The 26,864-nt window shown below is 72.5% G+C and carries 25 protein-coding genes and 1 pseudogene; 20 read left to right on the forward strand and 6 right to left on the reverse strand.

The window, feature by feature from the left end:
* Positions 1-57: 57 nt before the first annotated feature.
* A complete protein-coding gene (locus ACZ6EG_RS20105) occupies positions 58-1,860 on the reverse strand; it encodes a glycoside hydrolase family 15 protein (protein ID WP_356606227.1) in 1,803 nt (600 codons plus the stop codon).
* A 546-nt stretch (positions 1,861-2,406) separates the two neighbouring features.
* Here ACZ6EG_RS20105 and ACZ6EG_RS20110 point away from each other — a divergent pair.
* The 12 genes and pseudogenes from ACZ6EG_RS20110 to ACZ6EG_RS20165 all read left to right on the forward strand — a co-directional run bounded on the left by ACZ6EG_RS20110 (position 2,407) and on the right by ACZ6EG_RS20165 (position 16,053).
* Entirely contained in the window at positions 2,407-4,056 is a 1,650-nt protein-coding gene (locus tag ACZ6EG_RS20110; protein ID WP_356606161.1) for a CTP synthase, read from the forward strand.
* An 86-nt stretch (positions 4,057-4,142) separates the two neighbouring features.
* Complete coding sequence (locus ACZ6EG_RS20115; protein WP_356606159.1) at positions 4,143-4,778, forward strand: NUDIX hydrolase; 636 nt, start codon at positions 4,143-4,145, stop codon at positions 4,776-4,778.
* Positions 4,779-5,024: 246 nt separating this feature from the next.
* Entirely contained in the window at positions 5,025-7,052 is a 2,028-nt protein-coding gene (locus ACZ6EG_RS20120; RefSeq protein ID WP_391970151.1) for a tetratricopeptide repeat protein, read from the forward strand.
* 132 nt (positions 7,053-7,184) lie between these two features.
* On the forward strand, positions 7,185-8,309 hold the full coding sequence (gene ald, locus ACZ6EG_RS20125) for an alanine dehydrogenase (protein WP_053128540.1): 1,125 nt from the start codon (positions 7,185-7,187) through the stop codon (positions 8,307-8,309).
* A 438-nt stretch (positions 8,310-8,747) separates the two neighbouring features.
* Positions 8,748-9,875, forward strand: a complete 1,128-nt coding sequence (locus tag ACZ6EG_RS20130) for a ParA family protein (protein WP_356606154.1) — start codon at positions 8,748-8,750, stop codon at positions 9,873-9,875.
* Positions 9,860-10,411: a hypothetical protein gene (locus tag ACZ6EG_RS20135; RefSeq protein WP_356606152.1), complete on the forward strand. Its 552-nt coding sequence runs from the start codon at positions 9,860-9,862 to the stop codon at positions 10,409-10,411. The genes ACZ6EG_RS20130 and ACZ6EG_RS20135 overlap by 16 nt, the downstream gene beginning before the upstream one ends.
* Before the next feature lie 18 nt (positions 10,412-10,429).
* Entirely contained in the window at positions 10,430-11,698 is a 1,269-nt protein-coding gene (locus ACZ6EG_RS20140; RefSeq protein ID WP_469606261.1) for a segregation and condensation protein A, read from the forward strand.
* The gene (scpB, locus tag ACZ6EG_RS20145; protein WP_469606264.1) at positions 11,695-12,348 is read left to right on the forward strand and encodes an SMC-Scp complex subunit ScpB; all 654 of its coding nucleotides are present in this window, start codon (positions 11,695-11,697) and stop codon (positions 12,346-12,348) included. Before ACZ6EG_RS20140 ends, scpB begins: the two co-directional genes overlap by 4 nt.
* On the forward strand, positions 12,348-13,463 hold the full coding sequence (locus tag ACZ6EG_RS20150) for a pseudouridine synthase (protein WP_391970153.1): 1,116 nt from the start codon (positions 12,348-12,350) through the stop codon (positions 13,461-13,463). The genes scpB and ACZ6EG_RS20150 overlap by 1 nt, the downstream gene beginning before the upstream one ends.
* Before the next feature lie 62 nt (positions 13,464-13,525).
* Positions 13,526-14,245, forward strand: coding sequence for an NUDIX hydrolase (locus ACZ6EG_RS20155; protein ID WP_391970403.1), 720 nt, complete (start codon positions 13,526-13,528; stop codon positions 14,243-14,245).
* Positions 14,242-15,264, forward strand: coding sequence for an ADP-ribosylglycohydrolase family protein (locus tag ACZ6EG_RS20160; RefSeq protein ID WP_469606269.1), 1,023 nt, complete (start codon positions 14,242-14,244; stop codon positions 15,262-15,264). Before ACZ6EG_RS20155 ends, ACZ6EG_RS20160 begins: the two co-directional genes overlap by 4 nt.
* Before the next feature lie 4 nt (positions 15,265-15,268).
* Positions 15,269-16,053, forward strand: a pseudogene (locus ACZ6EG_RS20165) (nucleotidyltransferase domain-containing protein).
* On the opposite strand, the gene ACZ6EG_RS20170 reads toward ACZ6EG_RS20165, so the two are convergent.
* Both ACZ6EG_RS20170 and ACZ6EG_RS20175 read right to left on the reverse strand, forming a co-directional pair.
* Entirely contained in the window at positions 15,979-16,719 is a 741-nt protein-coding gene (locus ACZ6EG_RS20170; protein WP_469606272.1) for a nucleotidyltransferase domain-containing protein, read from the reverse strand. The pseudogene ACZ6EG_RS20165 and the gene ACZ6EG_RS20170 overlap by 75 nt on opposite strands.
* Positions 16,720-16,742: 23 nt before the next feature.
* Complete coding sequence (locus tag ACZ6EG_RS20175; RefSeq protein WP_391970155.1) at positions 16,743-17,141, reverse strand: Rieske (2Fe-2S) protein; 399 nt, start codon at positions 17,139-17,141, stop codon at positions 16,743-16,745.
* A gap of 141 nt (positions 17,142-17,282) precedes the next feature.
* Here ACZ6EG_RS20175 and aroH point away from each other — a divergent pair, with 141 nt between their 5' ends.
* From aroH to der, 5 genes are all read left to right on the forward strand, one after another.
* Complete coding sequence (aroH, locus tag ACZ6EG_RS20180; protein WP_356606139.1) at positions 17,283-17,645, forward strand: chorismate mutase; 363 nt, start codon at positions 17,283-17,285, stop codon at positions 17,643-17,645.
* The gene (locus ACZ6EG_RS20185; RefSeq protein ID WP_469606277.1) at positions 17,642-18,727 is read left to right on the forward strand and encodes a prephenate dehydrogenase; all 1,086 of its coding nucleotides are present in this window, start codon (positions 17,642-17,644) and stop codon (positions 18,725-18,727) included. Before aroH ends, ACZ6EG_RS20185 begins: the two co-directional genes overlap by 4 nt.
* A gap of 112 nt (positions 18,728-18,839) precedes the next feature.
* Entirely contained in the window at positions 18,840-19,535 is a 696-nt protein-coding gene (cmk, locus tag ACZ6EG_RS20190) for a (d)CMP kinase (protein WP_391970157.1), read from the forward strand.
* A gap of 62 nt (positions 19,536-19,597) precedes the next feature.
* Complete coding sequence (locus tag ACZ6EG_RS20195; RefSeq protein WP_469606749.1) at positions 19,598-20,185, forward strand: lysophospholipid acyltransferase family protein; 588 nt, start codon at positions 19,598-19,600, stop codon at positions 20,183-20,185.
* 75 nt (positions 20,186-20,260) lie between these two features.
* Complete coding sequence (gene der / locus ACZ6EG_RS20200; RefSeq protein WP_391970158.1) at positions 20,261-21,739, forward strand: ribosome biogenesis GTPase Der; 1,479 nt, start codon at positions 20,261-20,263, stop codon at positions 21,737-21,739.
* Between the two features lie 70 nt (positions 21,740-21,809).
* Here the strand turns inward: der and ACZ6EG_RS20205 are convergent, their stop codons facing one another.
* Both ACZ6EG_RS20205 and ACZ6EG_RS20210 read right to left on the reverse strand, forming a co-directional pair.
* Positions 21,810-22,100, reverse strand: a complete 291-nt coding sequence (locus ACZ6EG_RS20205; protein WP_053128507.1) for a hypothetical protein — start codon at positions 22,098-22,100, stop codon at positions 21,810-21,812.
* Positions 22,101-22,173: 73 nt separating this feature from the next.
* The gene (locus ACZ6EG_RS20210; RefSeq protein WP_356606128.1) at positions 22,174-22,971 is read right to left on the reverse strand and encodes a hypothetical protein; all 798 of its coding nucleotides are present in this window, start codon (positions 22,969-22,971) and stop codon (positions 22,174-22,176) included.
* A gap of 389 nt (positions 22,972-23,360) precedes the next feature.
* Here ACZ6EG_RS20210 and ACZ6EG_RS20215 point away from each other — a divergent pair, with 389 nt between their 5' ends.
* The 3 genes from ACZ6EG_RS20215 (at position 23,361) to ACZ6EG_RS20225 (ending at position 25,801) form a co-directional block, all read left to right on the forward strand.
* Positions 23,361-24,188, forward strand: a complete 828-nt coding sequence (locus ACZ6EG_RS20215) for a hypothetical protein (RefSeq protein ID WP_469606751.1) — start codon at positions 23,361-23,363, stop codon at positions 24,186-24,188.
* A gap of 46 nt (positions 24,189-24,234) precedes the next feature.
* A complete protein-coding gene (locus ACZ6EG_RS20220) occupies positions 24,235-25,230 on the forward strand; it encodes a helix-turn-helix transcriptional regulator (protein ID WP_469606283.1) in 996 nt (331 codons plus the stop codon).
* A gap of 355 nt (positions 25,231-25,585) precedes the next feature.
* On the forward strand, positions 25,586-25,801 hold the full coding sequence (locus tag ACZ6EG_RS20225; RefSeq protein WP_383648534.1) for an I78 family peptidase inhibitor: 216 nt from the start codon (positions 25,586-25,588) through the stop codon (positions 25,799-25,801).
* Positions 25,802-25,819: 18 nt separating this feature from the next.
* Here ACZ6EG_RS20225 and ACZ6EG_RS20230 read toward each other — a convergent pair whose 3' ends face one another.
* Entirely contained in the window at positions 25,820-26,830 is a 1,011-nt protein-coding gene (locus tag ACZ6EG_RS20230; protein ID WP_469606287.1) for a phosphatase PAP2 family protein, read from the reverse strand.
* Positions 26,831-26,864: the final 34 nt, after the last annotated feature.

A 26,864-nucleotide genomic window follows, 5' to 3' on the forward strand; every position in this document is an offset into this window, starting at 1 on the left:
CACCCCCGGGCCGTTCAGGCCCGAGGGAGGCACGACCGTCCGCAGCGGCGGCGTCCGTCAGCCCCCGTACGCCCCGCTCGCCGTGAGCCGCAGAGCGGTGTCGATCAGGGGGACGTGGCTGAAGGCCTGCGGGAAGTTGCCCACCTGGCGCTGGAGGCGGGGGTCCCACTCCTCGGCCAGCAGACCGAGGTCGTTGCGCAGGGCCAGGAGCTTCTCGAAGAGCTTGCGCGCCTCGTCCACCCGGCCGATCATCGCCAGGTCGTCGGCCATCCAGAACGAGCAGGCCAGGAAGGCGCCCTCGTCGCCGGGCAGGCCGTCCACGCCCTCGTCGCCCCCCTCCGTCGGGTAGCGCAGGATGAAGCCGTCCGAGGTGGACAGCTCCCGCTGGATGGCCTCGATGGTGCCGATGACCCGCTTGTCGTCCGGTGGCAGGAAGCCCATCTGCGGGATCAGCAGCAGCGAGGCGTCCAGCTCCTGGGAGCCGTAGGACTGCGTGAACGTGTTGCGTTCCTTGTCGTAGCCCTTCTCGCACACGTCCCGGTGGATGTCGTCGCGCAGCTGCTTCCAGCGCTCCAGAGGGCCGTCGGCGTCCCCGGACTCGATCAGCTTGATGGTGCGGTCGACGGCGACCCAGGCCATCACCTTGGAGTGCACGAAGTGGCGGCGCGGGCCGCGCACCTCCCAGATGCCCTCGTCCGGCTCCTGCCAGTGGTCCTCCAGGTAGCGGATCAGCTTGAGCTGGAGCACCGAGGCGTAGTCGTTGCGGGACAGGCCCGTCATGTGGGCCAGGTGCAGCGCCTCGGTGACCTCGCCGTAGACGTCCAGCTGGAGCTGGTGGGCCGCTCCGTTGCCGACCCGCACCGGGGTGGAGCCCTCGTAACCGGGCAGCCAGTCCAGCTCCGCCTCGCCGAGCTCGCGCTCGCCGGCGATGCCGTACATGATCTGCAGGTTCTCCGGGTCGCCGGCGACCGCGCGCAGCAGCCACTCGCGCCAGGCGCGGGCCTCCTCGCGGTAGCCGGTGCGCAGCAGCGAGGACAGCGTGATGGCCGCGTCGCGCAGCCAGGTGTAGCGGTAGTCCCAGTTGCGGACGCCGCCGATGTCCTCCGGCAGGGAGGTGGTGGGCGCGGCCACGATGCCGCCCGTGGGGGCGTACGTCAGGGCCTTGAGCGTGATCAGGGAGCGGACCACGGCCTCCCGGTAGGGACCGTGGTACGTACAGTGCTCGACCCAGTCGCGCCAGAACTCCTCCGTCGCCTCCAGCGACTGCTCCGGCTCCGGCAGCGCCGGCGGCTCCTTGTGCGAGGGCTCCCACGAGATCGTGAAGGCGATCCGGTCACCCGGGGCGACCGTGAAGTCCGCGTAGGTGGTCAGCGCCTTGCCGTAGGTCTCGACCTCCGTGTCGAACCACACGGAGTCGGGGCCCGCGACGGCCACCGTGCGGCCCTCGTGCTTGTGCACCCACGGGACCACGCGGCCGTAGCTGAACCGCATCCGCAGCTCCGAGCGCATCGGCACCCGGCCGGAGACGCCCTCCACGATCCGGATCAGCTGGGGCGCGCCGTCGCGCGGCGGCATGAAATCGATCACCCTGACGGTGCCGCGCGGCGTGTCCCACTCGGACTCCAGGACCAGCGAGTCGCCGCGGTAGGTCCGCCGGGCCGCGGTGGGCGGCTCGGCGCCGGGGGCGTAGGCGGGGCCCATCCGCCAGAACCCGTGTTCTCCGGTACCCAGCAGACCGGCGAAGATGGCATGCGAGTCGAAGCGGGGCAGGCACAGCCAGTCGACTGTGCCGTCCCGGCAGACCAGGGCAGCGGTCTGCATGTCTCCGATGAGTGCGTAGTCTTCGATGCGCCCGGCCACGTGCAACTCCAGTCGAACGGCCACGTCACCCCGCGTGGGGGGCGGTCGCTAGTGCGGTCAAGGGTGGGGTCAGGTGTCTGTGTCATGCGTCGTTGAGCCATGAAGCAAAGCAGCCGTTCGGCCGCTAAGCCAAACGCTGTGCCGCAAAGGTCAACCGTTTCTCAACGGACTGACGAACTCTCGTTGTTCCCGGTGCTGACGGGCGGGGGGTGGTGCCGGGTCACCGGGGCGCGCTCGGCAGCGAACGTCCGAGCAGGATACGTCGCACGTAGATGATCTGTGTGCCGCTCCGGGCAACCCGGGTCCGCCGAACGGGTGACCACCGGGTGAGGAAACGGCGACCGGCGCACCTGCGTGTCCGTACGTGCGCGGAGCGTGGCCGGAAGCCATCGCCCCGAGGCGCTGATACGCTGGTAGCCCGTGGACCGGTGGGAGAAAAACCCCGGAACCGCAGCGACGGCGCCGCCGACGACAACCGGGTACGACCGGTTCGCAGGACGCGCGCACCGCACCCCAGACCGCGACCACGGGAGCCCCCTCTTGGCCATGCCGCCCAAATCTTCGACGACCAAGCACATCTTCGTCACCGGGGGTGTCGCCTCCTCGCTCGGCAAGGGGCTGACCGCCTCCAGCCTCGGCATGCTGCTCAAGGCACGGGGTCTGCGCGTCGTGATGCAGAAGCTCGACCCGTACCTCAATGTCGACCCTGGCACGATGAACCCCTTCCAGCACGGTGAGGTGTTCGTCACCAACGACGGCGCCGAGACCGACCTGGACATCGGCCACTACGAGCGTTTCCTCGACCGCGACCTCGACGGCTCCGCCAACGTCACCACCGGTCAGGTCTACAACACGGTGATCGCCAAGGAGCGGCGCGGCGAGTACCTGGGCGACACGGTCCAGGTCATCCCGCACATCACCAACGAGATCAAGCACCGCATCCGCCGCATGGCGACGGACGAGGTGGACGTCGTGATCACCGAGGTCGGCGGCACGGTCGGCGACATCGAGTCGCTGCCGTTCCTGGAGACCGTCCGCCAGGTCCGCCACGAGGTCGGCCGCGACAACGTCTTCGTGGTCCACATCTCGCTCCTGCCCTACATCGGCCCCTCGGGCGAGCTGAAGACCAAGCCCACCCAGCACTCGGTGGCGGCGCTGCGCAACATCGGTATCCAGCCGGACGCGATCGTGCTGCGCTGCGACCGCGAGGTGCCGACCGCGATCAAGCGCAAGATCTCCCTGATGTGCGACGTCGACGAGGCCGCGGTGGTGGCCTGCCCCGACGCCCGGTCGATCTACGACATCCCCAAGACGGTGCACGGCGAGGGCCTGGACGCCTACGTCGTCCGCAAGCTGGACCTGCCGTTCCGCGACGTGGACTGGACGACCTGGGACGACCTGCTCGACCGCGTCCACAACCCCGACCACGAGATCGTCATGGCGCTGGTCGGCAAGTACATCGACCTGCCCGACGCCTACCTGTCGGTCACCGAGGCGCTGCGCGCGGGCGGCTTCGCCAACAAGGCCCGCGTGAAGATCAAGTGGGTCACCTCCGACGACTGCAAGACCCCGGCCGGCGCCCAGGCGCAGCTCGGGGACGTCGACGCGATCTGCATCCCGGGCGGCTTCGGCGAGCGCGGTGTCACGGGCAAGGTCGGCGCGATCAGGTACGCCCGCGAGAACGGGATCCCGCTGCTGGGCCTGTGCCTCGGGCTGCAGTGCATCGTGGTCGAGGCCGCGCGCAACCTGGCCGGTGTCGCGGACGCCAACTCCACCGAGTTCGATCCGGCCACCGCCCACCCGGTCGTCTCGACCATGGCCGAGCAGCTGGACATCGTGGCCGGCGAGGGCGACATGGGCGGCACGATGCGGCTCGGCATGTACCCGGCCAAGCTGGCCGAGGGCTCCATCGTCCGCGAGGTCTACGACGGCAAGGAGTACGTCGAGGAGCGGCACCGCCACCGCTACGAGGTGAACAACGCCTACCGCGCGGAGCTGGAGAAGAAGGCGGGCATCGTCTTCTCCGGCACCTCCCCGGACGGCAAGCTCGTCGAGTACGTCGAGTACCCGCGCGACGTCCACCCGTACCTGGTCGCCACGCAGGCGCACCCGGAGCTGCGCTCGCGCCCGACCCGCCCGCACCCGCTCTTCGCCGGGCTGGTCAAGGCCGCGGTCGAGCGGAAGACGTCGAAGTAACACACCAGTTGTACGGTGGCCGGGGCACGCGCATTCAGCGGCGCGTGCCCCGGCTTTTCGCGTACGTCTGGAAGGGCAGGTCAGGCATGACGGGCAGCAGCATCAAGGACATCCCCGAGGAGTGGGAGGTCCGGGGCACACGGACCCCGTTCCAGGGCAACAAGACCTCCGTCCGCCAGGACGACGTGGTCATGCCCGACGGCTCCGTGGCGACCCGCGACTACCAGGTCCACCCCGGCTCCGTGGCCGTCCTCGCCCTGGACGACGAGGGACGGGTGCTGGTCCTGCGGCAGTACCGCCACCCGGTGCGCGAGAAGCTGTGGGAGATCCCGGCGGGCCTGCTCGACGTCCCCGGCGAGAACCCGCTGCACGCCGCCCAGCGCGAGCTGTACGAAGAGGCGCACGTCAAGGCCGAGGACTGGCGGGTGCTGACCGACGTCTACACCACCCCCGGCGGCTGCGACGAGGCCGTGCGGATCTTCCTCGCCCGGAACCTGTCCGAGGCCGAGGGCGCGCGCTTCGAGGTCGAGGACGAAGAGGCCGACATGGAGCTGGCGCGAGTGCCCGTCGCGGACCTGGTCCGCGGTGTGCTCGCGGGCGAGCTGCACAACAACTGCCTGGTCGTGGGCGTGCTGTCGCTGGTCGCGGCCGAGCGGGGGGACGGGCTGGACGCCCTGCGCCCGGCGGAGGCGCCGTGGCCGGCGCGGCCGTTCGAGGCCTGACTCCCAGCCGCTCCACCAGCCGCTCCCGGGGCCGGTCCTCCCGGGCCCCGGGGCCCGAATCCACCCGCCGGAGGCCTGGAGCCGCACCCGAGGCGCCCTCCGTGGTGTGACCATCGGTTGATCCGATCGGGGGATGTGCCCGCCGCGCTCCGCCGGGAACGTAGCAGAGCGTGAACTAGGCTCGGGAAACGCCCGAACCGGGGTTCCGGCGGGCGCCGACGTGCGGTGGGATCGGGAGTGTGGCCCGTGACGGATCAGGCGGTGGACACGGACGGCGTACGGCTGTCGGAGGACGTGGCCGAGGAGAATCGGTTCCTGGGCCGCGACCGCGAGCTGAAGGCGCTGCGCGCCGACATCGAGCGCGCGGGCCTGGACACCCTCTCCGGCCGCAAGGCCCCCCGCGCGCGCGTGCTGCTCATCGCGGGCCGTCCTGGCTCGGGCCGCACCGCGCTGGCCGAGGAACTGGTCGCCCGGGTCGCGGACGCCTACCCCGACGGTGTGCTGCGTGCCCGCCTGAGCGAGCCGGACGGCACGCGCGTGCCCGTCGCGCGGCTCGCCGGGGAACTGCTCACCGAGCTGGACCGGCCGGCCCCGCCCGGCGCCGACGAGGACGACCTCACCGAGGCCCTGCGCGCCGCCCTCGCCGACCGCAAGGCGCTCCTCCTGCTCGACGACGCGGCCGACGCGGAGCAGGTCGACGCCCTGCTGCCGGACAGCCCGCACTGCCTGGCCGTCACCGTCGCCGAAGGGCCGCTGACCGGCATCGCGGACGTCCGGCCGTGCACGCTGGGCGGGCTGGACACCAAGTCGGCCATGGAGCTGCTGTCCCGGTACACCGGCTCGGTCCGCATCACCGTCGACCCCCGGGCCGCCGAGCAGCTGGTCGAGGTCTGCCAGGCACAGCCGGCCGCCCTGACCCTGGCCGGCGGCTGGCTCGCCGCCCGCCCCCAGGCGGCCGTCGCCGACCTCGCCAAGCACGTGCACGCCGAGGGCGACGAGGGGACCCCGCTCAGCCGCGTCTTCCGCCTCGTCTACGCGTCCCTGCCCAGCACCGCCGCCCGGATGCTGCGGCTGCTCTCCCTCGCCCCGGCCGGCCTGGTCGACCCGCACACCGCGTCCGCACTGGCCGGCTGCTCGGTGCACGGCGCCCGGACCACCCTGGACGACTTCGTCGCCCTCGGCGTGCTGCGCGCGGTCGACTCCCCGCTGCCCGAGTACGAGGTCCCCGGCTGTCTGCACGCCTTCCTGCGCCGACTCGCCACCACCCACGACCGGCCCGCCGAGCTCCAGCTCGCCCGCGCCCGCATGCTGGAGCGGACGGTACGCCTGCTCCAGTCCTGCCGGGCGGTCACCGAGACCGACAGCCCCCAGGCCCGCGAGAAGCTGCTGACCCTGCCCCGCGCCCTGCGCTTCCCCACCCCGAGGGCCGCCGCCGAGTGGCTGGGCGTCCGGCGGCCCGCGCTGCTGGCCGCGGCCCGCCTCGCGGTCGCCGACGGGGAGCTGGACACCCTCGCCCGGCGGCTGATGTCCCAGCTGGTGCGCGCCATGGTGGCCCACTTCGGCACCCAGGCGGCCGCCCCCGACCTGTACGGCATCCACCGCCTCGTCCTCGACGTGGCCGAGCGGCGCGAGCTGCCCCGCGAGAAGGCGGCGGCCCTGCTGAACCTGGCCGACCTGGACGCCCGCACCGGCCGTACCGCCGAGGCCCTGGTGCGCTACCGGGCGGCGCTGGACGCCGGACGGGAGGCGGAGGACCCGTACGCGACCGCCCGCGCGATGGAATCCGTGGGCGGAGCCCACCTGGAACTGGGCGACTACGACCGGGCCGCCGACTGGTTCGGCCGGGCCCTCGCCCAGCGGCTCGCCCGGGACGAGCGCGCCGACGCCGCCCGCGTCTACGGCCGCCTCGCCACCGCCCACACCTACGCCGGCCGCTACGGCGAGGCGCTGCGGGGCTGGCGCGCGGCGGCCGCCGGGTACCGCAGGTCCGGTGATGTGGCCGCACACGCGCGGGCGTTGAGCGAACTGGCCCGCGTCCAGGAGTACGCGGGGCGCCCCGAGGAGTCGCTGCGCACCTGCCAGGAAGCCGTCGACTGGGCCCGCCGGGCCGAGGACGACCGGCTGCAGGCCGCGCTGCACCTGCGGCTGGCCGACACGCTCGACCGGCTCGGCGACCCCACGGCGGCCGGCCTGCAGCGGAGCGTGGCCGATCGCATGTTGAGGGAAGATTCCGCCGAGGCCTGCGAAATCCGCAGCGCTTCGACTGAAGATTGATGCTTTGAAAGGCTAGACAGCGGGAACACCTTCATTAGACTGGCTCTGCCGCACGTTCTTGCGGTCTCTCCCGTTGTGCCCCCGTGTGCGCGGGTACGTGTAGTAATAGACCCATCCTCTGAGCCAAGGACCGTGATCGACGTGAAGGTCGGTATCCCCCGCGAGGTCAAGAACAACGAGTTCCGGGTGGCCATCACCCCCGCCGGCGTCCACGAGCTGGTGCGCCACGGTCACCAGGTCGTCGTCGAGCGCGACGCCGGTGTCGGTTCCTCGATCCCCAACGAGGAGTACGTCGCCGCCGGAGCGCGGATACTCGACACCGCCGACGAGGTCTGGGCCACCGCCGACCTGCTGCTCAAGGTCAAGGAGCCCATCGCGGAGGAGTACCACCGCCTCCGCAAGGACCAGACGCTCTTCACCTACCTGCACCTGGCCGCCTCCAAGGAGTGCACGGACGCGCTCATCGAGTCCGGCACCACCGCGATCGCCTACGAGACCGTCGAGACGCCGAACCGCGCGCTGCCGCTGCTCGCCCCGATGTCCGAGGTCGCGGGCCGGCTGGCCCCCCAGGTGGGCGCCTACCACCTGATGGCCGCCAACGGCGGGCGCGGCGTGCTGCCCGGCGGTGTCCCCGGCGTGCTGGCCGGCAAGGCCGTCGTCATCGGCGGCGGCGTCTCCGGCTGGAACGCGGCGCAGATCGCCATCGGCATGGGCTTCCACGTGACCCTGCTCGACAAGGACATCAACAAGCTCAAGGAAGCCGACAAGATCTTCGGTACGAAGATCCAGACCGTCGTCTCCAACGCCTTCGAGCTGGAGAAGGCCTGCCTGGAGGCCGACCTCGTGATCGGCGCGGTGCTGATCCCCGGCGCCAAGGCCCCGAAGCTGGTCACCAACGAGCTGGTCTCCCGGATGAAGCCCGGGAGTGTCCTTGTCGACATCGCGATCGACCAGGGCGGCTGCTTCGAGGACTCCCACCCGACCACGCACGCCGAGCCGACCTTCCCGGTCCACAACTCGGTCTTCTACTGCGTCGCCAACATGCCCGGCGCGGTGCCGAACACCTCCACCTACGCGCTGACCAACGCCACGCTGCCGTACATCGTCGAGCTGGCGAACCGCGGCTGGGCCGAGGCGCTGCGCCGCGACCCCGCGCTGGCCAAGGGCCTCAACACCCATGACGGCAAGGTCGTGTACAAGGAGGTCGCCGAGGCGCACGGGCTGGAGCACGTCGAGCTGGCCGCCCTCCTCGCCTGAGACCGGCCGCCGCCCGCCGCCCGCCGGCGGCCAGGCCGGTAAATCGGCCAAGTCGGTGACCGGCAAAGGCGATACGTCAACAGTCGCCGTCAACCCCACGCACCCGGCCGGACCTTGCCCGACAAGGTCCGGCCGGGTGTGTGTATGGTCACTTTGCGATTCCTGGCCAACTCGCCTCGAACGTAACGCTTCAACCGATTCGCGCACCGGTGAAACCTGCTGTGCGACGGCCGTACGCCCTTGACAGAGGGTTGTTTCATTGCCGACACATCGGGCCGGGTCCGGCGGATTGTGTTGCTGCGGACGCCCGACACGCCATAGAGTCGCCGAACGTCGGCATGGTGCCACGCTGACCTGTCTAGAAGTTTCCTGGTCACCAAGGAGGTAAGACGACTTGTGAATGAGTCGACATTTACTCCCGGGGGTGGTCAACCAGGAATGCCTGCACGGGCCGAGAGCCCCGGGCGTCTCGAGGCTGTCGGCTCCGTCGCTGTACGCACCTTCGCAGCCCACCAGAGTCCGCAGGCAACTCAGACAGCACACATGAGTATGGATGGCCAACACGTGAACGCCATGGCCGGCGACGGAAGTGGCGCGCCCCGCAACCACTTCGCCGACTACGACGAACTGCCCGAGGGGCACTTCTACGATCCGGACGCGGAGTACGAGCCCGATCCCGAGTACGCGGCCACGCTCGCGCCCGACGCGGCGCGCCAGCGCCGTGAGCGCATCGGTCCGACCGGACGCCCGCTGCCGTACTTCCCGATCCCGGGCCCGCTGACCGATCACGGCCCCGCGAAGATCATCGCGATGTGCAACCAGAAGGGCGGCGTCGGCAAGACCACGTCGACCATCAACCTGGGTGCCGCGCTCGCCGAGTACGGGCGCCGGGTGCTGCTCGTCGACTTCGACCCGCAGGGCGCGCTGTCGGTCGGTCTCGGCGTCAACCCGATGGAGCTCGACCTCACCGTCTACAACCTGCTCATGGAGCGGGGCATGGCGGCCGACGAGGTGCTGCTGAAGACGGCGGTCCCCAACATGGACCTGCTGCCCAGCAACATCGACCTGTCGGCGGCCGAGGTGCAGCTGGTGAGCGAGGTCGCGCGCGAGTCCACGCTCCAGCGCGCGCTGAAGCCGCTGATGGACGACTACGACTACATCGTGATCGACTGCCAGCCCTCGCTCGGCCTGCTCACGGTCAACGCGCTGACCGCCGCGCACAAGGTGATCGTGCCCCTGGAGTGCGAGTTCTTCGCGCTGCGTGGAGTGGCACTGCTGACCGAGACGATCGAGAAGGTCCAGGAGCGGCTCAACCCCGACCTGGAGCTCGACGGCATCCTCGCCACGATGTACGACTCGCGCACGGTGCACAGCCGTGAGGTGCTCGCGCGTGTGGTGGAGGCCTTCGACGATCACGTCTACCACACGGTCATCGGACGCACGGTCCGCTTCCCGGAGACCACGGTCGCCGGTGAGCCGATCACCACGTACGCCTCCAACTCCGTCGGTGCCGCCGCCTACCGCCAGCTCGCCAGGGAGGTGCTCGCCCGGTGTCACGCCGAGTGAGTCTGCCGGGGGCCGACGAACTCTTCCGCACGACAGGGGGAACGGCGCTCCAGGCGTCCTCCCCGCGGCGCCCGGCCAACGGGGAAGCCCGGGTGCCGGCGCCGGCGGGGGAGAGCGACCAGGCCGCCGCCGAGGACGCGCCGCACGCGGTGCCCGCGCGGGGCGGTGACGGCGGGGGCGCCGAGCACGCCGCGGCGGACGCGGAACCGGGCTCGGCGGGCGAGTCCCGCAGCCGGGGCGCGGAGCGCTCCGGGCCGGGTACCGACGCGCAGGAAGGTTCTGCCGCCTCCCGCAAGCGCGGCCGGGCCGCCGCACGCCGCCCCAGCGGCCGCGAGCGCCACGACGAGAAGATCACCGTGTACGTCTCCGCCGAGGAGCTGATGGACCTGGAGCACGCCCGGCTGGTGCTCCGGGGCGAGCACGGACTGGCCGTCGACCGCGGCCGCATCGTCCGCGAGGCGGTCGCCGTGGTCCTCGCCGACCTGGAGACCCGCGGGGACGCCAGCATCCTCGTACGACGGCTGCGCGGGCGGTAGCGGTAGCCTGCGGGGGCCATGACCTCGAACGACGCCCCCCGCCCCGATGCCCGCGCCGGCCGTCGGCGTGCGCTGGGGACGGGTCCGGGGGAGCCCCGGACGGCCGCGTCGGCCCCGCCGCCCCCCGTGGCGCCCGACGAGGTGCCTCCGGGCTCCGGAACGCCCGCCCCCGCCGGGGCGGAGGAAGCGGTTCCGGCAGCGGAGGACCGGCCGACGAGCACGCCTCCCGAGGACCCCGCCCGGGAGGCCCGCGGACCGGTGGCCCCGTCGGCGCCGGTCGTCACCCACCGCGCTGCGCAGGCGCCGGGCGTCGCGTCGGAGGCCGTCGGGTCGGGGTACCGCCCCGTGAGCCCCGTGAGCCTCGCCGGACCGGCCGAGGAGCCGCCCGTGAGCGAGGCGGCGCCCGGGAGCGGGACCGCGTCCGGAGCGGCGCCGGGCGAGGCGCCCACCGCCCTCGCGGAGAACGAGACGGGTGAGGGCGACGGCGTCTTCACCGTGCGGCTCGCCAACTTCGAGGGCCCCTTCGACCTGCTCCTCCAGTTGATCTCCAAGCACAAGATGGACGTCACCGAGGTCGCGCTCTCCAAGGTGACCGACGAGTTCATGGCGCACATCCGCGCACGGGGACCCGACTGGGACCTCGACGAGACCACCGAGTTCCTGGTGGTCGCGGCCACCCTGCTCGACCTCAAGGCGGCCCGGCTGCTGCCCGCCGCCGAGGTCGAGGACGAGGCCGACCTGGCGTTGCTGGAAGCCCGTGACCTGCTCTTCGCGAGGCTGCTCCAGTACCGCGCGTACAAGCAGATCGCGGAGATCTTCAACGAGCGGCTGGAGGCCGAGGCCCGCCGCTACCCCCGCACCGTCGGCCTGGAGCCCCACCACGCCGAGCTGCTGCCCGAGGTCGTCATCAGCATCGGACCGGAGGGCTTCGCCAAGCTCGCCGTGAAGGCGATGCAGCCCAGGCCCAGGCCGCAGGTGTACGTCGAGCACATCCACGCGCCCCTGGTCAGCGTCCAGGAACAGGCCGGGATCGTCGTCGCCCGGCTGCGGGAGCTGGGCGAGACCAGCTTCCGGGTGCTGGTCGAGGACACCGACGACACCCTGACGGTCGTGGCCCGCTTCCTCGCCCTGCTGGAGCTGTACCGGGAGAAGGCCGTCGCCCTGGACCAGGAGACCGCGCTCGGCGACCTGCTGGTCCGCTGGACCGGCGGGGACGGGGACGCCGAACCGGTGGTGACCGACGAGTTCGACCGGCCGCAGGAGGCCGAGGAGGAGCGGAAGGCGTGAGCGACGAGACCACCAAGGCCCCGGGCGGGCCGGAGGCCGTCGCCGGCCTCGCACTCAAGCCCGCCCTGGAAGCCGTCCTCATGGTCGTGGACGAGCCCGCCACCGAGGAGCACCTCGCCCGGATACTGCAGCGGCCGCGGCGACAGATCGCGGACGCGCTCCGCGAGCTGGCCGACGAGTACACCGTCCAGGGCCGGGGCTTCGAGCTCAGGGTCGTCGCGGGCGGCTGGCGCTTCTACAGCCGCCCCGAGTACGCCGCGGCCGTCGAGGGCTTCGCCCTGGACGGCCAGCACGCCCGCCTCACCCAGGCCGCCCTGGAGACCCTGGCCGTGGTCGCCTACCGCCAGCCGGTCAGCCGCAGCCGGGTCTCCGCCGTGCGCGGCGTGAACTGCGACGGTGTGATGCGCACCCTCCTCCAACGGGGTCTGGTCGGGGAGGCGGGCACGGAACCCGAAACAGGTGCGATCCTGTACGTGACGACGAACTACTTCCTGGAGCGGATGGGCCTGCGCGGCCTGGACGAACTCCCGGAGCTCGCGCCGTTCCTCCCGGAGGCTGCGGCGATCGAGGCAGAGACGCTGGAAGGGGTCCCGTCGTTCGATCCGGACGCTCCGGATTCCGAGGACGCAGACGACAAGACGGAACTTTGATGCGAAGCAGCAGCGGCAGGAACAGCAGCGGAAACAACGGCGGGAGCCGTGGTGGCAACAGCGGCGGCCGCGGCGGGAGCAGTGGTGGCCGCGGTAATCCCCGCGGCGCCGGCGGCAACCGCGACGACAAGCAGGGCGGCCGTCCGAAGAGGCCGCGCCCCGAGGAGCGGCGCTACGACGTGGGTCCCGGCGCCACCCAGGACGGTCCGAAGTCGGGCCGCGGTCCCGCGGCCCGCGGTGGCGCCAAGGGCGGTCCGAAGAAGCCCCTCCAGCGGGGACGCTCGGTCCCGGCCACGTCCCGCGAGTACGAGGCGCGGGCCGAGGAGCGCAACCGGGAGCGGTACGCGGGCAGGAAGGACGTCAAGCTCCCCAAGACCTTCCCCGGCGCCGAGCAGGAGGGCGAGCGGCTCCAGAAGGTCCTCGCGCGCGCGGGCTTCGGCTCCCGGCGCTCCTGCGAGGAGCTGATCGAGCAGGCCCGCGTCGAGGTCAACGGCGAGATCGTCCTGGAGCAGGGCAAGCGGGTCGACCCGGAGAAGGACGAGGTCAAGGTCGACGGCCTGACCGTCGCCACGCAGTCGTACCAGTTCTTCTCGCTCAACAAGCCCGCCGGCGTCGTCTCCACCATGGAGGACCCGGACGGCCGGCAGTGCCTCGGTGACTACGTCACCAACCGCGAGACCCGGCTCTTCCACGTCGGCCGGCTCGACACCGAGACCGAGGGCGTCATCCTGCTCACCAACCACGGCGAGCTGGCGCACCGCCTGACCCACCCGCGGTACGGCGTGAAGAAGACCTACCTCGCGCACATCGTGGGCCCGATCCCGCGCGACCTCGGCAAGCGCCTCAAGGACGGCATCCAGCTGGAGGACGGGTACGCGCGCGCCGACCACTTCCGGGTCGTGGAGCAGACCGGCAAGAACTACCTGGTCGAGGTCACCCTCCACGAGGGCCGCAAGCACATCGTCCGCCGGATGCTCGCGGAGGCGGGCTTCCCCGTCGACAAGCTGGTGCGCACCTCCTTCGGTCCGATCACGCTGGGCGACCAGAAGTCGGGCTGGCTGCGCCGGCTGTCCAACACGGAGGTCGGGATGCTGATGCAGGAGGTCGAACTCTAGGGGTTGTTTCCGGGCACCCACCGTCTTTATAGTCGTACTGACTATTAAGGGGGTGGGTGTTCGTGCACGGCTACGACAAGTACGCCTTCGAGCCCTTCGCCGTCACCGTCGATCTGGCCGTCCTCACGCTCCGCGCGGGCGCGCTGCACGTGCTGCTGGTCGAGCGGGGGCAGGAGCCGTACGCCGGCCGCTGGGCCCTGCCCGGCGGCTTCCTGCTGCCCGAGGAGTCGGCGGAGACGGCGGCCCGGCGGGAGCTGGCCGAGGAGACCGGTCTGGCGGACGTCACCGGACTGCACCTGGAACAGCTGCGCACCTACAGCGAGCCCGACCGCGACCCGCGCATGCGGGTCGTGTCCGTGGCCTTCGCCGCGCTGCTGCCGGATCCTCCCGAACCGCACGGCGGGGGTGACGCGGCCGAGGCCCGCTGGGTGCCGTACGACGCGGCCGTGGAGCTCGCCTTCGACCACGGCCGGATCCTCGCCGACGCCCGGGACCGGGTCGGCGCCAAGCTGGAGTACACCTGCCTGGCCACCGCCTTCTGCCCGCCCGAGTTCACGCTCGGCGAGCTCCAGCGGGTCTACGAGACGGTGTGGGGCACCGCCCTGGACCGGCCGAACTTCCGCCGCAAGGTCCTCGCCACCCCGGGCTTCGTCGAGCCCGTCCCGGGCGCCGCCCGTCTGACCGGAGGCCGCGGCAAGCCCGCCGCCGTCTACCGCGCCGGTCCGGCCACCGCCCTGCACCCACCGCTGCTCCGCACCCCTCGGGAAGGACGCCCCGCATGACCACGACCACCGTCACCAAGCGCGCCGCCACCGGGGCGCTCACCGGGCTCGCCCTCGGGGACGCGCTGGGCTTCCCCACCGAGTTCAACGACGTCCCGTCGATCCTCACCAAGTGCGGCCCCTGGCGGGAGATGGCACTGCCCCGGCCGGCGATCGTCACCGACGACACCCAGATGACGCTGGCGCTGGGGAAGGGGTTGCGGACGGCCATGGACCGGGGTGTCCTCGCGCCCGCGGGGATGGCGGGTCCCGTACGACAGGAGTTCATCGCCTGGAACCGCTCACCGGAGAACAACCGGGCCCCGGGCCATACCTGCCTCCGGGCCTGCGAGCTGCTGGAACGACCGGACCGCCCCTGGCAGGACGCCTCCCAGATCCACTCCAAGGGCTGCGGCGCCAACATGCGCGTCGCACCGGTCGGGCTCGTCCCGGGCCTCAGCGACGAACAGCGCGCGGGCGCCGCCCAGTTGCAGTCCGCGCTCACCCACGGGCACCCCACCGCGCTCGCCGCCTCCGACCTCACCGCGCACGCCGTACGGCTGCTCGCCCAGGGAGCCGAGCCGACCGGACTGGTCGGGCTGCTGCGGTCGTACGCCTACGACAACCGCACCCGCTACCACGAGCGCTGGCTCGGCGACCTGTGGACCCGCGCCCAGGACCCCACGCCGGAGCACTTCATCGCCCGTGGCTGGGACGAGTGCCTGGCCATACTCGACCGGCTGCAGCGGGCGGTGCGCACCGTCTCGCCGGAGACCGACCCGTGCCTCGCCGTCGGAGAGGGCTGGATCGCCGAGGAGGCCATGGCGGCCGGGCTGCTCTGCTTCCTGCTCTTCGTCGACGAGCCGCTGACCGCCCTGCGCCGCGCCGCCTGCACCTCGGGCGACTCCGACTCCATCGCCTGCCTCGCGGGCGCCTTCGCGGGCGCGTACCTGGGCGCGGACGCCTGGCCGGCCGAGTGGGCCGACCGCATCGAGTACCGGACCGACCTGCTGGCCCTCGGAGCGCTCTGGGACGCTTGAGCGCATGATCGACGCTCTCGACATCGACCTGGCCCCGGTGGTGGCCGAACAGCCCTTCCCGGTGCTGTTCGCCACCGTCTCCGGCGCCCACCTCTACGGCTTCCCGTCCCGCGACTCGGACGTGGACCTGCGAGGTGTCCACCTGCTGCCCGCCGCCGACCTGGTCGGCCTGCGCGAGCCCGAGGAGACCCTCCCCCATAGCCTGAACGGCATGGGGGGACCCCCATGCGGATGTGGGACCGGGACGGCGTCGAGATGGACCTGGTCACGCACGACCTGCGCAAGTTCGTGCGGCTGATGCTGCGGCGCAACGGCTACGTGCTGGAGCAGCTGCTCTCCCCGCTGGTCGTGCACACCACCGACGCCCACCGGGAGCTGGCCGCGCTCGCGCCGGGCGTCCTCACCAGCCACCACGCCCACCACTACCGGGGGTTCGCGGGCACCCAGTGGCGGCTGTTCGAGAAGACCGGCGAGCTGAAGCCGCTGCTCTACACCTTCCGGGCGCTGCTCACGGGCATCCACCTGATGCGGGCCGGCGAGGTGCAGCCGCGCCTTCCCACGCTCCTCGGGGAGGTCGACGCCGCCCCGGGCTACCTGCCCGAGCTGATCGCCGCCAAGGCCGAACGCGAGCACGGGGACGCCGGTGTCGCCCACGCGCGCGTGCGGGCCGACGTGGAGAGGCTGCACGGGGTCCTGGACGAGGCCGAGGCGGCATCAGACCTGCCCGACGCCGCCACCGCGTACGACGCCCTGCACGACTTCGTCGTACGGGTCCGGCTGGAGGGCTGAGGCGCGGCGGACGCGGACGAGGAAGTCCTCGACGCGGCGCCGGTCCGGCTCCTCGGGCAGCGGGCTGCGCCGGGCCGCCTCCTCGCCCTCCCGCGCCAACCGGGCCATCCGGGACTCGACCTCCGGCCAAGGCACCTCGCCGCGCTTCACCGCGAGCAGCGCCTCCCGGTGGTCGCCGACGTCGATCGTCAGGGTGCCGGTGCGCAGCAGGTCGCGGGCGGACGTCAGCAGCCGCAGCAGGTGCATCGCGTGCTTCCAGCGCGGGGCGCCGTGGGTGCTCACGTCGGCGTCCAGCTTGCGGCGCTGGCCGTGGGCGTACCTGGTGAACGTCTCGTGGACCCGGCGGGAGAGGAACGCGTCGCGCAGGGCGAGCAGCTCGCGACCGGTGTCGTCGACGTGCTCCACGAGCGGGGAGTGCAGGCACTCCAGGATGTTGGGGTTCGCGCGCAGCGCCAGCTCGCAGAAGCGCTCCAGCTCCCAGCTGAACTGCTCCTCGGCCGGTCCCTCCACGTGCGTCGGCGGCTTGTCGAAGCGCCAGAACAGGGGGGGCGTGAGGTACACGCCCCGGCGGTCGGTGTCGCTCTCCTCCGTCGCCAGGCCGAAGGCGCGCGAGCCCATGACACAGGCATAGATGGTGTGGTCGCGTACCAGGGTCTCGGGGCGCATGCGGGGGAGCGTACGCGGGGGCCTCACGCCAGGCGGACCGCATTTCCCTCCACCGTGATCTCTTTCGCGGGCAGGGGTTCGGTCGCCGGGCCCTGTTCCACCGCGCCGTCGGTGACGCTGAACCGGCTGTTGTGGCAGGCGCAGTCGATGGTGCCGTCGCGCACCTCCGACACGATGCAGCCCTGGTGTGTGCAGACCGCCGAGAAGGCCTTGAAGTCGCCCGGCTCCGGCTGGGTCACCACGACCTTCTCGGCCGCGAAGACCTTGCCGCCGCCCACCGGGATGTCGTTCGTCGACGCCAGTTCCCGCCCCGGAGAGGTCCCCGCCTCGGAGGAGCCGCCGCCGTCCTCGCCGCAGCCGACCGCGAGCGCCGCCGCGCCCGCCGAGAGGAGTGCCGTACGACGCGTCGGGCTGTGGTTCACGGGGTCACTCCGAAGGGGATGCGGTGGACGTTCCGGCCGCGGTCAGCGTCTCAGGAGACGGGCGCCCCGGGCCGGTACGCGGCGGGCTGACTACGCTGGACGGACCACAAACCGATACGCACGTCAGCAAGGAGCATCGCCGTGGCGGTACGAGCGGTCCGGGGCGCCGTCCAACTGGAGCGGGACGAAGCCGGACACATGGACGAGCAGGTCGCGGCCCTGCTGACCGCGGTCATGGAGCGCAACGACCTGACCGGCGACGATCTGATCAGCATCTGGTTCACGGCCACCCCCGACCTGCACAGCGACTTCCCGGCCGCCGCCGCCCGCAAGCTCGGCATCACCGACGTCCCGCTGATCTGCGCCCAGGAGCTGGACATCGAGGGCGCCATGCCCCGGGTCGTCCGGATCCTCGCGCACGTCGAGTCGGACCGGCCCCGTGCCGAGATCACCCACGTCTACCTCGGCGCCGCCGCGGCCCTGCGCAAGGACATCGCCCAGTGAGAACCGCACTCGTCATCGGCACCGGCCTCATCGGCACCTCCGCCGCCCTCGCCCTCTCCCAGCGGGGCGTCACGGTGCACCTCAGCGACCACGACCCCGAGCAGGCCCGGACGGCCGCCTCCCTGGGCGCCGGCACCGACGCGGCGCCGAGCCGACCCGTGGACCTCGCGATCGTCGCCGCTCCGCCCGCCCTGGTGGCCGACGTCCTCGCCGACGCCATGGCCCGCGGCGTCGCCCGCGGCTACATCGACGTGGCCAGCGTCAAGGGCGGCCCCCGGCGCGAGCTGGAGGAACGACGCCTGGACCTCTCCGCCTACATCGGCACGCACCCCATGTCCGGCCGGGAGAAGTCCGGCCCGCTGGCCGCCACCGCCGACCTCTTCGAGGGCCGCCCCTGGGTGCTGACCCCGACCCGGGACACCGACACCGAGGTGCTGAACCTCGCCCTGGAGCTGGTCTCGCACTGCCGTGCGGTGCCCGTGGTGATGGACGCGGACGCCCACGACCGCGCCGTGGCCCTCGTCTCCCACATGCCGCACCTGGTGTCCAGCATGGTCGCCGCCCGCCTGGAGCACGCCGAGGAGGCCGCCGTACGGCTGTGCGGGCAGGGCATCCGCGACGTGACCCGCATCGCCGCATCCGACCCGCGGATGTGGATCGACATCCTCTCCGCCAACCCCGGGCCGGTCGCGGACCTGCTCACCGACGTCGCCGCCGACCTGGAGGAGACGGTGCGGGCCCTGCGCGCCCTGCAGTCCTCCGACGACGACAAGCGCCGCGAGGGCGGCACCGGCATCGCCGAGGTGCTGCGGCGCGGCAACGCGGGGCAGGTGCGGGTCCCGGGCAAGCACGGCAGCGCCCCCCGGCTCTACGAGACGGTGGCCGTCCTCATCGACGACCAGCCCGGCCAGCTGGCCCGCATCTTCGCGGACGCGGGACGGGCCGGGGTCAACATCGAGGACGTTCGCATCGAGCACGCCACCGGGCAGCAGGCCGGTCTGGTCCAGCTGATGGTCGAGCCGAAGACCGCCCCGGTGCTGACGGCGGCCCTGAGGGAGCGGGGCTGGGCGATCCGGCAGTGACCCCGGGGATCGGGCGCCTGTCGGAGGGGTCCCGGGGAGCCAGTAACCTGGTGCGGGGCGCATTCGTGTCCCGCACACCACTCACCGCACCGCACCAGGAAGGTGTCCCCTCGTGGAAAACGGCGCCGCCCCGACCGCCCCGGCCGTGATTGTCGCCATCGACGGCCCCTCCGGCACGGGCAAGTCGAGCACGTCGAAGGCCGTCGCCGCCCAGCTCGGCCTGAGCTACCTGGACACCGGCGCCCAGTACCGGGCGATCACGTGGTGGATGGTGACCAACGGCATCGACACCGACGACCCGCACGCGATCGCCGCCGCGGCCGGCAAGCCCGAGATCCTCTCCGGCACCGACCCCGCCGCCCCGACCATCACGGTCGACGGCACGGACGTGGCCGGCCCGATCCGCACCCAGGAGGTCACCTCCAAGGTCAGCGCGGTCAGCGCCGTCCCCGAGGTGCGGACCCGGATCACCGAGCTGCAGCGGACCATCGCCGCCGCCGCCCCGCTCGGCATCGTCGTCGAGGGCCGCGACATCGGCACGACCGTGCTGCCGGACGCCGACCTGAAGATCTTCCTCACCGCCTCCGCGGAGGCCCGCGCCGCCCGCCGCAGCGGCGAACTCAAGGGCGCCGACGTCAACGTCACCCGCGAGGCCCTGATCAAGCGGGACGCGGCCGACTCCAGCCGCAAGACCTCGCCGCTGGCGAAGGCCGACGACGCGGTCGAGGTCGACACCACCGACCTCACCCTCGCGCAGGTCATCGAGTGCGTCGTCACCCTCGTCGAGGAGAAGCGGGCGGGGAAGTGACCGCAGCCTCCGTCCCGTCCGAGAAGGGCGCCGAGATCGGGCGACGCATCGGCGTCGGCCTGATGTACGGGCTCTTCCGGCCGCGGGTGCTCGGCGCCTGGCGGGTGCCCGCCACCGGCCCGGTGATCTACGCCGTCAACCACTCGCACAACGTCGACGGCCCGATGGTCATGGGCGTGGCACCCCGGCCGACGCACTTCCTGATCAAGAAGGAAGCGTTCATCGGTCCGCTGGACCTCTTCCTGCTCGGCATCGGGCAGCTGAAGGTGGACCGCTCGACCGCCGACCGCACCGCCATCACCCAGGCGCTGGGCGTCCTGGAGAACGGCGGTGTGCTCGGCATCTTCCCGGAGGGCACCCGCGGCGAGGGCGACTTCGCCGCGCTGCGTGCCGGGCTCGCGTACTTCGCGGTCCGCAGCGGCGCGCCGATCGTCCCGATCGCGGTGCTGGGCAGCTCCGACCGCCCCGGACGGCTGATAAAGGCGCTGCCTCCGCTGCGCTCGCGCATCGACGTCGTCTTCGGCGACCCCTTCGACGCGGGCGACGGCAGCGGGCGGCGCACCCGCATGGCACTGGACGAGGCGACCGAACGCATCCAGAAGCAGCTCACCGCGCACCTGGAAAACGCCAGGCGCCTCACCGGGCGCTAGGCGACACTTGAGTAGTGGATCACCCGGAACTGGGGGTTTTCCACCGATCACCACGATGAACGAGGTACGGACTTCATGAACGACCACATCCACTCCGAGGGCTCGGGCGGGGAGCACGACCACGGGGCGCTCGGCGACGCCGAGTACGCGCAGTTCATGGAGCTCGCCGCGGTAGAGGGCTTCGACGTCGACGAGGTCGAGGGCGCGATCGAGGAGGCCGGGCACGGTCCGCTCCCCGTCCTCGCCGTCGTGGGCCGCCCCAATGTCGGCAAGTCGACCCTGGTGAACCGGATCATCGGCCGCCGCGAGGCCGTCGTCGAGGACAAGCCCGGCGTCACCCGCGACCGCGTCACCTACGAGGCCGAATGGGCCGGCCGCCGCTTCAAGGTCGTCGACACCGGCGGCTGGGAGCAGGACGTCCTCGGCATCGACGCCTCCGTGGCCGCGCAGGCCGAGTACGCGATCGAGGCCGCCGACGCGGTCGTCTTCGTCGTGGACGCCAAGGTCGGCGCCACCGACACCGACGAGGCGGTCGTCCGGCTGCTGCGCAAGGCCGGCAAGCCCGTGGTGCTGTGCGCCAACAAGGTGGACGGCCAGAGCGGCGAGGCCGACGCCTCCTACCTGTGGTCGCTGGGCCTCGGAGAGCCCCACCCGGTCTCCGCGCTGCACGGCCGCGGCACCGGCGACATGCTGGACAAGGTCCTGGAGGCCCTCCCCGAGGCCCCGGCCCAGACCTTCGGCACCGCCGTCGGCGGCCCGCGCCGCATCGCGCTGATCGGCCGGCCCAACGTCGGCAAGTCCTCCCTGCTGAACAAGGTGGCCGGCGAGGAGCGCGTCGTCGTCAACGAGCTGGCCGGCACCACCCGCGACCCCGTCGACGAGCTGATCGAGCTGGGCGGCGTGACCTGGAAGTTCGTCGACACGGCGGGCATCCGCAAGCGCGTCCACCTCCAGCAGGGCGCCGACTACTACGCCTCGCTGCGCACCGCCGCCGCCGTGGAGAAGGCGGAGGTCGCCGTCATCCTCATCGACGCCTCGGAGCCGATCTCGGTCCAGGACCAGCGGATCGTCACCATGGCCGTGGAGGCGGGCCGCGCGGTCGTCGTCGCCTACAACAAGTGGGACACCCTCGACGAGGAGCGCCGCTACTACCTGGAGCGGGAGATCGAGACGGAGCTCGGCCAGGTGGCGTGGGCGCCTCGGGTCAACGTCTCGGCGCAGACCGGCCGGCACATGGAGAAGCTGGTCCCCGCGATCGAGACGGCCCTGGCCGGCTGGGAGACCCGCGTCCCGACGGGCCGGCTGAACGCCTTCCTCGGCGAGCTGGTCGCCGCCCACCCGCACCCGGTCCGGGGCGGCAAGCAGCCCCGCATCCTGTTCGGCACCCAGGCGGGCACCAAGCCCCCGCGGTTCGTGCTCTTCGCCTCCGGCTTCATCGAGGCGGGCTACCGGCGCTTCATCGAGCGCCGGCTGCGTGAGGAGTTCGGCTTCGAGGGCACGCCGATCCACATCTCGGTGCGGGTGCGCGAGAAGCGCGGCGCGAAGAAGAAGTAGCGGTCAGGAGTGAGTACGAGAGAGGGCGACCCCCGGCCGGGGGTCGCCCTCTCTCGTCACTCGGGGGTGGTCAGGCGCCTCTGCGCGGCGCCGGCGGCAGCGCGGCCGGTACGTGGTGCGTTCCGACGCGCTGCCACACCGACTGCTGGCCGACACGGGCGCTGTGGGCCCCCGCGCTGTAGGCGCTGTACGTGCCCCTGCTGCGCGGGATGCTCCTGAACGACGTGAACCCCAGCTCCTCCTCGCCGCTGCGATCGCCCGGCAGCGATCGGAAGGACCGGACGTACTCGGCGTAGAGCGCGTCGTAGATCGGTGTGGCCGAAGGGCCACCCTGGCGGTGGAAGGCGTCGTATGCGTACACGTATGTCCAAACGACACCGCGCGGGAAGGGATGCGGCCCGGACGCTGCCCGTCCGGCGTCCGGAGGGTCGGGGTCAGGTCCCCGCCAGCGGCAGCGCGGCCGCCACCAGCTGCCCGTTCGCCGCCGCCTTGTCCAGCGCGTCCCGCAGCAGGTCCTCGCGCGGCTGCCGTCCGATCGATCCCACGGGCGCCGCGAACATCAGCACCTGCTGGTGCTTGTTGGCCGCGGTGCGCCAGCCCTCGGTGACCTGGAGGGGCTGGTGCGCCTGCCACCAGGCCACCGGCCGGCCGCCGTTCGTCCCCGGCTGGAGCACCGCGTGCAGCTGGCCCATCGCGAGCAGGACCGACCAGCCGTGCAGGACGCCCGGCGCGGTGGTCAGTTCGATGACCGGCATGAAGCCCTGCTCGATGAGGAGCGGCAGGAAGTCGTCGCCGAGGCCCGTCGTGCCGGGCCGCGCGATGGGGGCGGTCGGCTCCACCACCAGGGCCGGGTGCAGCTCCCCGGCGATCAGGATCAGTCCGCTGGTGACCCCGAGCACGGCCTGCTCGGGCGCCGCTTGCTCGGGCGCGGCCCGCTGGGGCTCGGGGCGGGCGTGGTCGGCGTTGATGGAGCGCACCGCCCCCTGGAGCTGCTCCTCGGTCACCTTGACGACCTGGGAGGGCAGGCAGCCGGCGTGCGCGAAGGCGAGCACGGCCGTCTCCTCGCCGATGAAGAGGACGGTGCTGGTGCGCTCCTGCTCGCAGTCGCCCGGGGTGCGACAGGACGTGCAGTCGTAGCTGCCGGGGGCGGATTCCCCGGCGAGCAGGCGGTCGGCTTCTTCGTCGCCGATCTCGGCGCGTACGTCGTCGCTGACGTCGAGCATGCGCGGCACGGGTGGCTCCCTCGGGATGCGGTGCATGGCCGGACCGGGTGGCTCCCGGGCCGTGGTCCGGGCGGTCCCCGGCTCATGCAGAGACAACGGGCGATCCGTGGCCGGAGTCACGCCCATGGCCAAGGGAATCGAACCGCCGGACGCGGACGGCCACCGCACGGACCGGAACGCTCCCGAAGGGCCAAATGCCCTGCCGCGTTGGGGCGTTGAGGTGGTGGGGGTGAGGTCGGCGAGGGCGTTCGACAGTCGACATATCAGGAAATCAGTGAATGAACCGGGTGACCGCAAGTGCTGTGGCCGTGACCACATCGCAATCGGACACGAACAACCAAATGGCCGGGTTCCGGGTCTCACCGGACGACGAGAAGCCCAGGGAGGAACCGCACCGCATGACGCCCCCGGCCCCGCCGGCCGCTCCGCTTCGTGCCGACTGCGTCGGTGACTCCGCGGGCGGCCTCACCTTCGACGTCGCCGCGCACGGGGACCCCCGGGCGGCCCTCCTCGTCCTGCGCCGCCGCGGCGCGGGCGCCGCCGGCGACGAGGTCGGGCTGCCGCTCGCCCCGGCCGCGGAGGGCCGGCTGCGTGCCGCGCTGCCCAGCAGCGTGTCCCTGCCCGAGGGGCGCTGGGACGCCTACGCGCGCGTGTCCGACGGTGCGCCGCGGCGCCTGGTGCCCGGTGTCACCGACCTGCGCCCGCTCGCCGACCGCACCCCCGGCGGACTGCTCGGCCACGTCGCCGTCCGCATCCCGTACGCCGACCGGCAGGGCAACCTCACCGTCCGCTCCTGGCTGCGCGCCCCGCACGCGGAGGCGGGGGAGCTGCACCCCACGGAGGGCGGGCTGCGCGTGCGCGGGCGGGTGTACGGCACACGGCTCGCCCCCGGCGCTCACGCCGAGCTGCGGCCCCGCCCCGGCACCGGAGGGGGCGACGTACTGCGGGTGGACGTCGCGGCCGACCGGGCGGACTTCGGCTTCACCCTGCCCTACGAGGCGCTGGCGCCCGGCGCGTGGGACCTGTGGCTGCGGCCCGCCGGTGAGTCCGGCCCGGTCGTGCGCCTCGCGACGCTGCTGGACGACGTCGCCGACAAACATCCGGTCCCCGCCTGTCCGCCCACGCGCGTGCGGACGCCGCACGGGTCCGTGCAGGCGGGGCCGTTCTACACCCGGGACAACGACCTGTCGGTGTCCGTCACCGCCCTGACCGACCCGACCCCCTGAGGATCGCGGACCGCACCTGTCCGCGACGGACGGCAGACTCGGTGCCATGCTCGAGACCTCGGCACGGCTGCTGCGCCTGCTCTCCCTGCTCCAGGCCCACCGCGAGTGGTCCGGCCCCGACCTGGCCGACCGGCTCGGCGTCTCCGCGCGCACGGTGCGCCGGGACGTCGACCGGCTGCGCGAGCTGGGCTACCCCGTCAACGCCAGCCCCGGCACCGGGGGCGGCTACCAGCTGGGCGCGGGAGCCGAGCTGCCCCCGCTCTTGCTGGACGACGACGAGGCGGTCGCCGTGGCCGTCGGACTGCGCACGGCGGCGGGGCAGGGCGTCGAGGGCATCGGGGAGACCTCCGTGCGCGCCCTCGCCAAGCTGGAGCAGGTGCTGCCGAGCCGGCTGCGGCGCAGGGTGGGCGCCCTCAACGCCTACACCGTGCCGATGCTGCGCGAGCCCGGGCCGTCCCCCGTCGACCCGGCGGTCCTGACCGAACTGGCCCACCTGTGCCGTGACGGGGAGCGGCTGCGCTTCGCCTACCGGGGCCACGACGGAACCGACAGCCGCCGCACCGTGGAGCCGTACCGGCTGGTGTGCTCCGAGCGCCGCTGGTACCTGGTCGCCTTCGACCTCGACCGGGCCGACTGGCGCACCTTCCGGGTGGACCGTGTCAGGCCCAGGCCGCCGCACGGCCCCCGCTTCGTCCCGCGCGAGCCGCCGGCCGAGGACCTGGCGGCCTATGTCTCGGAGGGCGTCTCCACGCGCGCGTACGCCACTCACGCGCTCGTACGGCTGCTGGTCCCGCTCGAGGAGGCCGCCGAGCGGATCTCGCCCACCGCCGGGGTACTGGAGCCGGAGGGGCCCGCCGGCTGCCTGCTGCGCACCGGCGCCGGCAGCCTGGACGTCATGGTGGTGCACCTCATGCTGCTGGGCTTCGAGTTCGAGGTGCTGGAGCCGGACGGGCTGACGGAGGCGATCGAGGCGGCACGCGACCGGCTCACCCGTGCCCTGTCCCGGGCCGAGCGGACCGGAGCGGGTGTGGAGAACATGTGAGAAACAGATGTGTTCGCTGTGCCGGTGGCCGCTGTCCGCAAGCGGGTTCAGGGCCGTGCGGACCCGGAATGCGCCGTGACCGCGGCGGGACGCCGGGGTGCGCCGCGGGTCTTTTCCGAGCGTCTATTCGACGGAGTGGCGCGACGCGCGGCAATTCACCTTTCACGACTGCGGAAGGAGCCGGGAAGGCGTGCGGAAGGAGTACGGAACCGTCCCGAAACCATCCTTCCGAGTGGCGCGGTCCCGTCAAAACACGGTCCGTGATCCTGTGACAGAAGTGTGACCGGAGGGGCATCCGCGATCCTCTTACCGGCCTGGGCTTCCCCGTCCGGGGGGCAGGGCTTAGCGTGGCGGCATGGCACCGATTCCGACACCACCGGCCGAACCCCAGGACAGTCCGGACACCTATGTCGGCCTCGCGTCCGACGCGGCCGAGCGGCTCGCCCGGGAGCGGGGGTGGTCGACGGTGCGGTCACTGGCACCGGGGACGATCATCACCATGGAGTACCGCGTGGGCCGCCTCAACTTCGAGGTGAAGGACGGCCGCGTGGCCCGCTCCTGGAAGGGCTGAGGCGCGGGCGCGGGCGGGTCAGCCGCCCGAGACCGGGCGTGCGGCGGGGGCCGTGTTGCGCGGATGCCGGTCGGCGTGCGGCGGCCGGCGACTGCCCGCCGGGGTCACCGGCGTGCGGTCCGAGCGGGCCGTGTGCGGGCCCGGGGCCAGGCACGCCGGGGCCCGGGTGCGGGGCGCGGCGACCGGCTCGCGGGCCGGGGCCTTCTCCTGGACGGAGGCGGGCGGGGTGACGACCACGGGCGGGCCGACCGGCCGCCCCGCGCCTCCCGGACGGCGGGCGTACCAGCGGTCGCGCAGACCGAGGATCCAGGTCTCGGTACGGGTGATCAGCGGCTCGAACCACGGCAGCGCCAGCAGGATCAGCAGTCCCGCGGCCCAGCCGAGGAGGACGTCGCTGAGCCAGTGCGTACCGAGGTAGACCGTGGACATGCCGACCCCGAGCGAGGTGACCGCCGACAGGGCCGACAGCCAGCGCCGCGCCCTGGGCGTCGAGGCCATGTAGGCCAGGATGCCCCAGGTCACGACGGCGTTCGCGGTGTGACCGCTCGGAAATATATCGCCGCCGAGCCACATCTCGTTCGAACCGATCGTGGTCGCGTAGTGCGGCCCCAGCCGTCCCATGCCGTACTTGGCGGCTCCGACCGTGACGTTCAGCAGGAGCAGGGAGACGCCGAGCGCGATCAGCGGGCGCAGGGTGTGCTGCCGCCAGGACCGCCAGCCCAGCCAGGCCGCGACCATCACCGCGGTGGGGCCGCGCTGGCCCAGCACCACGTAGTAGTCGACGAACGCGTGGATGCCGGGCCACTGCTGGTAGGGCCGGAAGAACATGACCTGCCAGTCGAGGCGGACCAGCCACGAGGTGATCAGCACGGCCCACACGATCGCGACGTAGAACGCGAGGGTTCCGGCGAACAGCGCGAACCTGTGCCGGCTCATCTCCGGCACGTCCAGGAGCGCCGGTCGTTCCGGCTCCCGGTCCAGTCTCGCGAACACCCGGTCCAGACGGGTGAGCTTCCGTTCGGTACGCACCCAATCGACGTTACAGCGAGTGAGGAGTGATCCC

Source organism: Streptomyces sp. NPDC041968 (assembly GCF_055589025.1).